Source organism: Vibrio tritonius (genome assembly GCF_001547935.1).
In the GTDB taxonomy this organism is placed as follows: Bacteria; Pseudomonadota; Gammaproteobacteria; order Enterobacterales; family Vibrionaceae; genus Vibrio; species Vibrio tritonius.
In genome coordinates this window covers 1,726,775-1,739,060 of the sequence record NZ_AP014635.1, presented here as the reverse complement: position 1 = coordinate 1,739,060, position 12,286 = coordinate 1,726,775, and the positions used below count along the sequence as shown (strand labels likewise).

General features: G+C 44.1%; 10 protein-coding genes and 1 riboswitch. Of the genes, 4 read left to right on the top strand and 6 right to left on the bottom strand.

Features of this window, described 5'->3' with window-relative positions; all coding sequences use genetic code 11:
- Positions 1–7: 7 nt before the first annotated feature.
- Positions 8–106, bottom strand: a riboswitch (glycine riboswitch).
- Positions 107–552: 446 nt separating this feature from the next.
- Together JCM16456_RS24035 and JCM16456_RS07800 are read left to right on the top strand one after the other, a co-directional pair.
- Positions 553–711 (top strand): hypothetical protein, encoded by a 159-nt coding sequence (locus tag JCM16456_RS24035; RefSeq protein ID WP_169795767.1) that lies wholly within the window; start codon positions 553–555, stop codon positions 709–711.
- A 20-nt stretch (positions 712–731) separates the two neighbouring features.
- Positions 732–1,469 carry an HlyD family secretion protein gene (locus JCM16456_RS07800; RefSeq protein WP_068713680.1) on the top strand — a complete coding sequence of 246 codons (738 nt, stop codon included), beginning with the start codon at positions 732–734 and terminating at the stop codon, positions 1,467–1,469.
- Between the two features lie 81 nt (positions 1,470–1,550).
- Here the strand turns inward: JCM16456_RS07800 and JCM16456_RS07795 are convergent, their stop codons facing one another.
- Both JCM16456_RS07795 and JCM16456_RS07790 read right to left on the bottom strand, forming a co-directional pair.
- Entirely contained in the window at positions 1,551–2,033 is a 483-nt protein-coding gene (locus JCM16456_RS07795) for a YajQ family cyclic di-GMP-binding protein (RefSeq protein WP_068713679.1), read from the bottom strand.
- A 3-nt stretch (positions 2,034–2,036) separates the two neighbouring features.
- Positions 2,037–3,116 (bottom strand): 3-deoxy-7-phosphoheptulonate synthase, encoded by a 1,080-nt coding sequence (locus JCM16456_RS07790; protein ID WP_068713678.1) that lies wholly within the window; start codon positions 3,114–3,116, stop codon positions 2,037–2,039.
- A 208-nt stretch (positions 3,117–3,324) separates the two neighbouring features.
- On the opposite strand from JCM16456_RS07790, the gene JCM16456_RS07785 reads away from it, so the two are divergent.
- Positions 3,325–4,209: a putative PEP-binding protein gene (locus JCM16456_RS07785; RefSeq protein ID WP_068713677.1), complete on the top strand. Its 885-nt coding sequence runs from the start codon at positions 3,325–3,327 to the stop codon at positions 4,207–4,209.
- Positions 4,210–4,340: 131 nt separating this feature from the next.
- Here JCM16456_RS07785 and JCM16456_RS07780 read toward each other — a convergent pair whose 3' ends face one another.
- Positions 4,341–5,714 (bottom strand): hypothetical protein, encoded by a 1,374-nt coding sequence (locus tag JCM16456_RS07780; RefSeq protein ID WP_068713676.1) that lies wholly within the window; start codon positions 5,712–5,714, stop codon positions 4,341–4,343.
- A gap of 99 nt (positions 5,715–5,813) precedes the next feature.
- Here JCM16456_RS07780 and JCM16456_RS07775 point away from each other — a divergent pair, with 99 nt between their 5' ends.
- Entirely contained in the window at positions 5,814–6,656 is an 843-nt protein-coding gene (locus JCM16456_RS07775) for a CvfB family protein (protein WP_068713675.1), read from the top strand.
- A gap of 178 nt (positions 6,657–6,834) precedes the next feature.
- Here the strand turns inward: JCM16456_RS07775 and rsmF are convergent, their stop codons facing one another.
- The 3 genes from rsmF to JCM16456_RS07760 all read right to left on the bottom strand — a co-directional run bounded on the left by rsmF (position 6,835) and on the right by JCM16456_RS07760 (position 12,274).
- On the bottom strand, positions 6,835–8,259 hold the full coding sequence (rsmF, locus tag JCM16456_RS07770) for a 16S rRNA (cytosine(1407)-C(5))-methyltransferase RsmF (protein WP_068715970.1): 1,425 nt from the start codon (positions 8,257–8,259) through the stop codon (positions 6,835–6,837).
- Positions 8,260–8,397: 138 nt separating this feature from the next.
- The gene (locus JCM16456_RS07765) at positions 8,398–11,016 is read right to left on the bottom strand and encodes an MlaD family protein (RefSeq protein WP_068713674.1); all 2,619 of its coding nucleotides are present in this window, start codon (positions 11,014–11,016) and stop codon (positions 8,398–8,400) included.
- Positions 11,006–12,274, bottom strand: a complete 1,269-nt coding sequence (locus JCM16456_RS07760) for a paraquat-inducible protein A (RefSeq protein ID WP_231894390.1) — start codon at positions 12,272–12,274, stop codon at positions 11,006–11,008. The genes JCM16456_RS07765 and JCM16456_RS07760 overlap by 11 nt, the downstream gene beginning before the upstream one ends.
- Positions 12,275–12,286 lie beyond the last annotated feature (12 nt).

Here is a 12,286-nt window from a genome sequence, read left to right as displayed (position 1 = left end):
CATAGCCTTTCTCTCCTCTGTCCTTTTGCCTGAGAGTTTCACCCCACACGATTTGGGACTTGCTCCTTCGGCGACCGATTTAACGGTTCTCTCCAGAGGTTCCTCCAACTACAGTCCTCGCTTATCCTTGTAAAAGGATAATGCACCTGAAAGATTTACTTCTTCGGCGGGTATGCCTAACCTAATTGTTAAAAATAGGTTAACATCCTCTCTCCTGCAGTCTTCAACGGAACAATTATCTAAAAATAAGATAATTTGCGTTGGGCATACTAACCAAAAGTCAATGTGATGTCATCTACAAATTGAACTTTTGTCAAATGTTAGTGGGAAACACAAAATAGCAAGGGAATTTGCCATTTAATCCACTTTTTTCTGACCTATTCTAAGCATTAAGTGGTATAAAATAGTTATTAACTCAAAAGAGCTCAAGATGCGGAATTGAGCGTTTCATCAACGTGTATCGGTCAAGCCCAATGACGGAATAAATGAGCATTTGGCCATTGATGAAATCGCATCTTGAGGTAACTTGGGGATATCTTGGGAGCATCGATTATGACCAGACTCATCGCAATAGCTGTACTACTCGTAGTGGCGTTTTTATTGGTTCGTTATGGTACGAATGCTCGCTTGCAAAAAGGGGTTGTAATTACTGTGGTTGCAGGCCTGATTATATATACAGTATCAGTGGTCATTATGGAGTTATTGCACTGAGCAATAACTAGGAGAATAACGTGAACCCAAAAAACAATATCGACGAAAACGACGATGTCGTAGTGATTGAACAGCGTGATAAACGCAGCTATTTGTACATCGGTATTGCGGGGGTACTTGGACTCGCACTCGGTGGGCTGGTCGGTTCAACTGTGACTTCATCTAAGTGGGAAAGTGCCTATAACAACTTAGAAGCTAAGTATCATCAACTAACGAGCACCAATTCAGATCTAACTCAGCAAGCGCAAAGTGACTTGGACAAGGCCAATCAAACCCTGCAAGCCAAAATTGATGAAGCGGTGACACAGGCAAAAGCAGAGCAGGCAGAAAAAATCGCGCAGTTAGAAAAACAAGTGTCTGAACTTGAGAAAGTGAATACCACTTTAGATACCAAAGTTACTGATCAGAAGCAGGAATTGGCCAAAGCTGATGCGACCAATACAAAACTTGTGCGTAAGACGGATATTCAGGCCGGGGTTTTTGAGCGCTCACGCGAATTATTCCAAAAAGAGTTGAAAACCAAGCAAGAGCTTGAGTCGCTACAAAAAGAGCGAGACACCTTGGTTCCTAAGATCGCGGCTTTAAAGAAAGAGTGTGATGTCTATCTTGCTGGCACCTCTTGGGATGCGACATCCGATTCATGTGACAAGCAAGACCAAGCCAAAGCACGGTTAAGTCAATTGGATCAAATGATTCATGTTCATCAATTGGATTTACAACAGATTAAAGAGTTGTCTCAAGAAATTGGTGTTAATTAGTGTGAGTACTAAAAGATAAATAGATAAAAGAAACCCAGCTTTTGCTGGGTTTCTTTTATAAAACTCTCGCTAAATTATAAATTAGTCGCGGAAGTTGTTGTATTGGAATGGTAGATCCAAATCAGACCCTTTGATCAACGCAATAACCGACTGCAAGTCGTCACGCTTTTTCCCTGTCACACGCACTTTATCACCTTGGATAGAGGCTTGAACTTTAAGCTTGGCGTCTTTGATCAATTTGACGATTTTCTTCGCCACATCGGTTTCAATACCTTGTTGGAATACCACGTCTTTATGCCAGTTTTTGCCTGACTGAGTCGCAGTTTTAGACTCCATAGAACGTGGGTCTACGCCGCGTTTCGCTAGGTTACCGCGCAGAATGTCCATCATTTGGGTTAACTGAAAATCACCTTCTGCCGCTAGTTTTACCGTGCTGTCAGACAGCTCGAAGCTGGCTTGCACGTTACGAAAGTCAAAACGAGTCGACAATTCACGGTTCGCATTATCGACAGCATTACGTAGTTCAACGTTATCGATTTCTGAAACAATATCAAAAGAAGGCATAAATCAATTTTGTCCTGTTAGTGAGTTACGAGTGCGACGGTCTTTAATGGCTTGCGCCAGCATGTCTAGCATCGTTGCGGTATCTTCCCAACCCAAGCAAGGGTCGGTGATGGATTGACCATAGGTCAGATTTTGCAAATCGTCCATTGATTGATTACCTTCAACGATAAAACTTTCCGCCATCACACCAGCGATTTTATCACTACCTGAGCGAATTTGTTCACAGATATTTGCAGCAACATCCAATTGTTTACGATGTTTTTTCTCGCAGTTTGCATGGCTAAAGTCGACAATCAGCTTCTGCGGCAAATCAAATTCAGCTAAACGCTGGCATGCTTGTGCCACATCTTCAGCAAAGTAGTTTGGCCCTGTATCACCCCCACGCAGGATAACATGACCATAAGGGTTCCCGCTGGTTTGATAAACGGTCATTTGGCCATGTTTATCAGGCGAATAAAAATAGTGAGAGGCTTGCGCTGCTCGAATGGCATCAACGGCGATTTTTACGTTGCCATTGGTGCCATTTTTAAAGCCAACAGGGCAAGACAGCGCGGACGCCATTTCACGGTGTATTTGCGATTCGGTAGTGCGAGCACCAATGGCTCCCCAGCTGATTAAATCGGCGATGTATTGACCGGTGATCATATCGAGAAATTCAGTCGCCGTGGCGAGTCCCATTTCATTTACCTTAAGCAGTAAATGACGAGCCATATTTAAGCCTTGTTCTAATGCATAAGAACCATCTAGGTTTGGATCGGTAATCAATCCTTTCCAACCAATAACGGTACGCGGTTTTTCAAAGTAAGTTCTCATTACCACGAAGAGTTCTTCGCTATAGTGAGTTTGTAGTTCACTTAAACGGCGTCCGTAATCAATTGCAGCATCAGGGTCATGAATAGAGCATGGACCGACAATCACCAGTAGGCGATCATCTTGACCAGTAAGAATGCGTTCGATGTGATGGCGCGATTTGGCTATCCGTTGCGCGACGACGTCAGAAATTGGGTAAGTATCACTTAATTGAGCCGGGGTGGGCATAGGACCCAGTGATCGGGTTCTTAATTCATCAGTTTTCAGTGGCATGGGGGTGCCTGTCCATTTATTACGAAGCGGTTAAGATAGCGAATTTAGTGCAAGGAATAAACTCTTGAGTGTAATTGGCGATAATTTTTGGTGTAAAAATGAAAAGTTATGCAATAAAAATCAATAAATATTGAAATTTATACTTGAGTTTATCGCGCTGGATAGGTATTTTTATTCATATCATCATAACGATAACAACGGAGCAGTAATGAGTTTTGAGCATCCAAGCATGATCCATGAACAATTGGTTCTGGGCAATAGCTTATTAGGCGACCAACAGCCAAGTAACAGTCCTTATCTGTTTGTCTCTCTGTCAGAACTGATTGCAGAGAGTGTGTTCTATCATCCAACGTTAGTGTGTTCAACTGACAGTCTCTCTGAGCTGGAAAAAAGCTCATTAGACGCCATATTAGGCGGCTTATCGATAGAAGAGCATTTTGTTAATACCTTAGTTACAAAGATTGAGCAGGCAATTACAGCACAACAACATATTCGAGTGGCACTAAGCCAGGCAGATAGTCATGATTTTCAGGCATTGATTGGCGGAAGTGTTGAAAACAGTGAAGTGAACCCGGCCATTGGTCTTCGTGGCGTTTCCCGTTACGCATCGAATTCTTATGCAGCTGGCTTTGCGCTTGAGTGTAAAGTGATCAAAACACTTCGTGATAAAGGTCACGATATTGAAATTGTGGTGCCGTTTGTGCGAACACTTAGCGATGCCGCCACCATTATTGACCGCCTTGCGGAACAAGGGCTACCACGTGGCTTGAAAGGGTTAAAAGTATCTTATACCTGTAATGTGCCTTCGGCTGCGTTACTTGCTGATCGTATGCTGAAGTACTTTGACGGTGTGGTTGTTGATTGGGATTTGCTAACACAATGTACCTTAGGAATTGATAAGCAAAACCCTGAGTTAGAGCATTTGTATAACCCTGAGAGTGAAGCCGTAACCTTACTGTTTGAAATGGCAGCCAAAGCGGCAGAACAGGCAAATAAGCCACTGGTTATTCTGACTACAGCATTGGATCAATATCCAAAACTTCAGGCTTATCTACTTGAAAATCAGCCAAACACCTGTCTGTTTAACATCTAAAACTGATGAGTGTGTTAAGTAGCAAAAACCAGAGTGAGCACTCTGGTTTTTTCATTCGTAAAGCGAAACTCCATAGGGGAGGAATCTGCGTTCAGCCTTTGCCGAAAAGACTCACATTTAGCCGCTGATAGTCAGCTGTCGATAGGATGGAGGTTATCTGGCAACGGAATCGCTTCGATATCGACAATTTTGCTACGGTTAAGTACTACCTTCCAACGATAAAAACGGGGAGCCGAGTTATGATCATTTTCTTTTACGATCAAGTTGATTAGGTGGCGTTTTTCCACTCTTTCACGACTGACTTGTCCCTTATTAAGCACATAAATCTTGTTTGAGCCTTTATCCATCAGGCGAGTGATGGCACGTAGGTCGAACAACATGGTTTCTTTGGTTTGTTCATAGCCACTTAAAAAGCGTGATGTACTCATAGTGACCTTAGAGCGATAGTGTAAAATCTGCTCTTCTCTTTGCACAATGCGCTTTTTGCGAATGGCCTGAATGGTGTCAGGCAGCTCTGCTAACTTAGTGTAATCTAGCCATTCGTATTTTTGTCCAACTTGTTTATTGGTACTAGGGTCAAAATAGTGGCGACGCCATCTTGGTTTGCCTTTACGCACCCACCGCCAGAGCCATTCGCGCATTTCATCTTTAAATATTTCCCGAATCGCATAGAGTATCGACATGGCGATAATAAATGAGGCGGTGATCTCTCCGAGGTAATCACGAGCGGTAACCGCTAAAATGGTCACAAAAATCATGATAAAGCCAGTTGCGCCACCTTTGACCATTCGTTGAACATTTTTACCGAGAGAGATGATCTTTTCATTGAGCACGATAGGGTGCTCAATTAAGCGGCGTAATAAACGCATTTTATTACTCAGGCGTGTAATGTCGTTGTCGGCTTTGTCACTGTTGTAGTGGTTAAGCGCACGGTGAGCTTGCTCTTTTTCTGCTAGTGTTATCAAGCGTTCTTTAATGGTCGCGTAATCGCGATCTCGCGGTAAGCCAGAAACGATAGAGAGAAACTTTTGTTCGGTGTACCACGAAAGATAGTTGTCGATATTGGCATAGTAGCGTTTTAAGCTTTCGTCGTAAGGAATAGTGCGGCGTAAGCGCTTAAGAATATCTATTGATAATTCGATAACAGTATCGACTTCATCGGAAAGATCCGCCTCATCGGTTGTTTTGATATTATTAACCGCTTTATCAAGTGCGACAACATATTGATACGCATACAAACTTAAGCTGACACGATATTGTGTGCTGGATAAGCCGCCGCGTTGGGCTAGCCGGCTGTGTACCAAAGGCAAATGCATTTGGTTACTGTAATACGCACGTTTTTGATGGATGGAACTGAGATAAAATTCCACTTCAGAGAGAATATCTGGCCCAAGGCCTAACTCACCGGGGACAAACAGATACACATCAAGATCGAGTTCTTTACTCTCGGATACTTGTGTGGCCATTTTTAGCGTCACTGCATCATGCTTATCTACCGTGATCAAAGAAAACTCCCCAAAAACTTATAAATTTCTCTTTTCTTTAGAGAAAGCATAACAGAGATAACGTATAATCTCTGCAAATTTGATGTGAGACAGTTTTAGATGATTAATGTAGGTCAAATTAACCGCCTGGAAGTAGTTAAAATCGCTGAATTTGGCGTCTTTCTAGATGCTGGAGAGTATGGCACCACTTTATTACCAAATCGTTTCGTTCCTGAAGGTATCGAGATTGGTCAACAAGTGGATGTGTTTCTCTATTTCGATTCTGAAAACCAAATCGCCGCTACAACGGAGCAACCCGTCGCTAAAGTAGGCGAGTGGGGCTTGATGAAAATCGAAGGCGTAAATAGCACAGGCGCATTTGCCGGATGGGGAATCAAAGGCAAGGATCTGCTGATACCATTTAGTGAACAACGGGGTCGTTTGTCTGTAGGACAGAATATCCTCGTTTATGTATACACAGACAAAGCATCAGGACGCATTGTTGGAACCACCAAATTCAATAAGTGGTTGGATAAAACTCCCGCGCGTTATACCCGTAACGAGCAGGTGGATTTGATCATTGCCGAGCGGTCTGAATTAGGCTTTAAAGCGATCATTAATGGTCGTCACTGGGGTATGATTTTTCCATCGGATGTATTTGGTAAGCTGTTTATTGGCAAAAAGCTTAAGGGCTACATAAAACACATTCGTGAAGATGGAAAAATTGACTTAGCTCTGCAAAAAGTCGGCACCGCTAAAATGGACGATTTAAGTTCTAAAATCATTGAAGCCTTAGAAAAGAAAGGGGGATTTCTTCCTTTATCTGATAAGTCTTCTCCAGAAGCGATTTTTGCTGAATTCCGTACCAGTAAAGGGACGTTTAAAAAGACCATTGGTTCCCTTTATAAGCAAGGCTTACTTGTGATTGAAGCTGATGGGATTCGTTTGGTCAAAGCTGACTAAATTTGCCTAATACCCCAGAAAAAAAGAGGCCCGTAACCTTGCCGGTTAAGGGCCTAGGGGAATGGCTCCTAAGAGCCTGCGCTAATACGAAGAAGCGTTGTTTCTTAAACTCAAGTTTAGTACAGGCTGCCAAAATAGCGACTTCGATCACGGGGAAGTCGCTAGGGTATAAGGGCGATTAAAATAGGTTTTTATCACGCACCAATTCACGTGGTAGGCCATTCTTAACGCGGTTCCCAACCCATTTCCCTAATCCAATCACATCGTTACCATAACAGACGATCACTTCACCTTTACCAGCGGCTTGTTCAGGACGAATGTCGCGGCCCATAAACCACTCTCGAGCTTGTTCTGTATTTAGTTCAACGCCGTGATCCGCATTCCATTTTGCTAGGCAGGTTGCCACTTGATGTTGCCAGCGATACCCCTGTTTGTGGGTTTCCGCAATCTTGATTCCCATACGAGAAAAGCGAAGTTCACCCAGCATTGGCTCTAAAGCACTTGGAAACAGCCACACATCTTTGTCTCTTAGCCAAATCTGGCCCGTTGCTGGCAACTCAATACCTAATGTGTTGTTTAATTGCTCGCGAATGGCTTGGTCGATTTTTTTAGCGGCTTTTTCGAATGGGAACTTGCCTAGTTTTTTCTTCACTTCAGGATTGGGTACTGAGGCATTTTTTCTGATTCTGGCAACAAAGAACCCTTCAGAATCGTAAACTTGAGGGAAAATGTGCAGAAAGCCTTCCGGTGTCAGTGTCTTGTGTGCGTCGGTAAACAGAGCCTCTAGGGATTCAAACGTGACGGCGTCACCATAAAGGTCTTTAAGATGGCTGCAGACTTGCTGGTTCTCTTCAACACTGAGCGTACAAGTGGAGTACACCATCACGCCACCAACTTTTAAGGCTTGGAACGCGCTCTCAATAAGATCTTTTTGTGTTTGAGCAATAGAGTGGATGGAATCCATACTCCAGTTTTTCATTGCATCTGGGTCTTTACGAATGGTTCCTTCGCCTGAGCAAGGGGCATCGAGTAGAACTGCGTCAAATTGTTCAGGTAACCAACCGCCAAATACTCGGCCATCAAAATTTGTTAATGCGGCATTACGAACACCGCAACGTTCAATATTGGCATGCAGTACTTTAACGCGGCTTGCAGAAAATTCATTGGCTACCAACACGCCTTCATTATTCATTAATGCAGCAATTTGGGTGGTTTTAGAACCGGGAGCTGCGGCAGTATCAAGCACCGCACTAAATTGATCGTTTTCGTTTAGAAATAGTGCTGCTGGTGGCATCATTGAGCTGGCTTCTTGAATATAGAAAAGCCCAGCCATATGCTCTGCGGTATTGCCTAGTGGTACTTGAGATTCATCTGCCTCAATCCAGAAGCCTGTTTCGCACCAAGGTACGGGCTCAAGTTGCCAGCCTTTGTGTTGTGCTCGTTGCATAAAATCGGCAACGCTGATTTTTAACGTGTTCACACGAATACTTTTGCGCAGAGGTCGCTGACAGGCAGCAATAAACTCATCCATAGAGAGGGAAGCTGGCATGATGTTTTTCATCGCAGCGATAAAAGCATCTGGAAGTTGGATATTGGAATGCAAAATGGTATCTCGATTACTGAACTTGGCGCGCATTATACCTAAAACGAAGCTGGGTGGCAGGCTTATCCAGGCAAAATAAAACCACCGCAATGGGTGGTTTTAGGCAAAAGTACGCGAATGATATCGATTGAATTGGCTTTACGGCTTCGGTATTGGGGTTTGCCACGTAAGCCAGTCGCTCTCAACCTCAGAATGCAGCAGAAAACTGCTGTCGGCTTGTGCTTTGGGTTTAAGTGGTAGGTCTGGTGGAGTTGCGAAACTTATCCCGCCCCGGAGTAAACTGTCCACAGTACCCGATTTGATATTTGCACCACTTAGGCCAATGGAAACGTCGACACCAGAAGCATTCCAAAACAGCGTATTATTGCGAATTAAATAGGCGTATTTAGGGGCAATGTTGATGGTTGTGATGACGCGATCTGACAGCTCGCCGAGCCGTACATCCACCACCTGACCTACCTCAATATCGCGATACAACACTGGGGTACCAACCACAACAGAGCCGCGTGAACGACTTTGCAACACAAACCGAACCCCGCTAGGTTGCTGTGCTTGCTTGTGTAAAACAAAGTGGGCAAGAGCCACGCCTTGGCCCGGTTGTACGGCAATACTGGCTTGTAACAACTTATCGATATGATCAATCCCTTGTAGATTCACTTGAGCTTTTTGCAGCCAAAATACTGAGCCTTGCTTAGCAATCGCATCGGCGTATTGAGGATTGAGTTCCGCCGTAAAGGTAACGCTGTTTTGAGCAAAGTTTGGTGTTATCTGATTGATCTCACCCACTTTAATACCTTGATACTCAAGAGCGGTGCCCACTTTCACGCCAGGGTTGGTGTGACTGGTTAATGTGATTTCCCGACCGTGTTGGCTGGCTTGCTGGTAGCTATCATACAGTCGCCACTGTTTACCTGTTTTATTGTCGACTCCTTTAATTGAATCGAAGGCTATACCGCCTTTTATTAGGCTTTGGAGTGGGGCGGTTTGCACGGAAACGCCGGCAAGAGAGGCATCAATCTTCACCCCTGAATGGTTCCAAAACACAGTGTTCGGCGTGATTAAATGCTGATATTGGTTGTCAATTTTTGCCTCAATAGTTACACCATTAGTCGACAACGCGTATCGGGTAATGCTGCCTACTTGCAAATTACGATAAAGCAGTGGACTGCCAACTTGCACAGACGGCAATGCATGCGATGTCATTACGATAGTTTGAGACCCTTGTTGTTGAAATTGGGCTAACTCAGCTAATGATTGATTTGGGTAAAGTGTGTAAAGATCTTCTTTGCCGTCTTTCCCCTCACTAATAAAGCTTATTGAGCCAGCCAGTAGCCATTTCATTGGAGGGACGGTGAGATTCACACCATTTTCATCTAAAGCTGCTTTGGCAGTACCTGTAATGTAGAAACGGTTATGCTGACGAATAAGAGCGCGATATTGTTCTTCAATACTGACATGCAGTAACACGTTATCATTTTCAAGTGTTACTGAAGAAACCATACCGACAGGAATGCCGCGATAAAGCACTTTACTGCCTGCTTCTAACCCGTAAGAATCGCTGGACTTTAGGGTAATGTCGATGGATTGAGCGTCGGCGGTAAGTTGTGCTCGCTGAGCCACAAACTGACGACTTCGCTCACCGTTTCCTGGTTTTATTGATAAGAAGTTACCTTTGACCAGATTTGCTACATTACGCATCCCATTTAGCGACAATTCAGGTTCTTCTACCACAAAATGAGTGCCACTGTTGAGCATATCGCTAAACGCAGGTTCGATTGAGGCTGAGGCGATAAGCTGTTTACGATCTTTGCTAAAGGAGATAGCCGTCACCTGACCGATTTCGATACCGCGATAGACAACCGGTGAGCCTTTAGGATTGACTTGGCTGTTATCCGGTAATTGAATGGTGATAGGGATGCCGCGACCAGCTGTTTTTACGTCTTTGTAGAGGCGAAATTGAGTATTTTGCACAACTGGCTCGCCACCGTCGGGAGAATCCACGGCAATCGCTCCACCAATTAAGGCGCTCATATTTTCTAACCGTACATCCATACCATCAAATCCGACATCGGCGGAAACGCCACTCACATTCCAAAAACGGCTTTGTTTGGTGATGATTTGTTGATATTCATCTTTGATCGATACCTGAATCAGCACCGACTGATTGTCTTTGTTAAGCTGATAACTCAACACTTCCCCAATCGGTATTTTGCGATAGATAATTTGTGAACCGACTGATAAACCGCCCAAGTCTCGGGCTTTTAGCGTTAATAACAAGCCGCTGTGGGAAATTTGATTAGCGGGTGCGTTATCTAACGCATGATATTCCTTGGGGTGGTCAGAACTTTCTAAATTGCCTGGTTGAATCGCAATATAGTTACCCGATACCAAGGCATCTAACCCTGATATACCCGACAAACTGGCTTGGGGTTTTACCAGCCAAAATTGGGTGTCTGATGAGAGAAGCTTCTTTGCTTCTGGATAGATTTCAGCATCAACATAGATACTCTCTAAATCTGGGGATAGCTTGATGTCCCGTAACATACCGACTTCGAGCCCTTGATAGCGAATTGTCGTGCGACCTGCCACTAACCCCTGACCATTAGAAAAATGGATCTGAATATGTTCTCCCGCATCATTAACGGCTTTAAAGACCAACCATCCAGCAAGCAGCATCGTAATAATGGGTAAAACCCATAGCGGAGAAATACCACGGCTGCGCTTAATGTCAGGTGAATATGAGGAATTATCGTTCATTAATAGACCTGCTATGAATAGGAGAATCGGGATGACTATCCCAAAGTAATCGAGAATCTAAACTTTCAGTGGCAAGTAAAGTGAGAAAAACCACTAAACCAAACGCAACGGCGCCGAGTCCTGGCACAAAATCAAGGATCTGACCACGGTCGACTAAGGTTAACATAATTGAAATAACAAAAAGGTCGAGCATTGACCATTTGCCAATCAGTTTGACTACAAAATAGATTTTCATCCGTTGACGTTGAAATCCTTCTTTACGCCAATGGGCACACAATAGTAAATATCCTAACCCTAATATCTTTGCCATTGGTACAAGGATACTTGCGACAAAAATAATGATTGCAATCCCCGGCATTTGACTGTTAAACAGCGAAACCACACCAGAATAGATGGTATCTTCTAAACGTTGCCCATTGGTGATCAAAATTGAGATTGGAATGAGGTTTGCTGGAAATATCGCCACACTTGCCGCCAAAAGATACGCCAGAGTGCGTTCGAGAGAGCGCGGCTTACGATAATGCAGTGGCTGGTGGCAGCGCTGACAATGCGTTCCAATGGGCTGAGAGAGATGGCAAGCGATACAATGACGCTCTTTGCTTTGATGCTCAAAGGTGTATTCTGGTCGCCATGCTTCCCAATAGCGCCGCAAGCTAACACGGCTGATCAACATAACACACAGCACCTGCAGAACGATCAACGCATACAGGGCTGGCCCTACGATAATGTCAGCATAGTCATTCAGTTTAAAACAGGCCACCGCAACACTCACCAAAAACACATCGATCATCGCCCAAGGTTTAAGGCGATAAATAATAGTGGTGCCAAGTTTCATTCCGCTAAACCAATGGTTACGCAGAGCAAAGTGACATAAGACTAGTGCTGCACAAAGTACAACTGGTGCGATGACACTGCAAAATAGTACCAATATAGAGAGTAGGGGAAACCCATGCCGCATTAGATTCCACGCCCCTTCGGGGACTGTGGCACTAAATGTAACGCCCAGTAAATGTATCGAAATAAATGGGAAAATAAAGGCGGGGATGAAAAGCAGCAAACTGGTGATGGCAAGTGCAAGGTTACCCGATAGCGATGGACTGCCTCCACGGCTTAACTGTGTGCCACAACGGGGGCAATACGCATTGTTTCCGCATGAAAGTTCAAGACTGTCAACGGGTAAGTCGCAACTTTGACACAAACGAATCGTGGTGTTTATAGGTGTAAAGGATTGATATAGTGGTGTTTCTTTCTTGCGCAAAGCAGTGTCCGT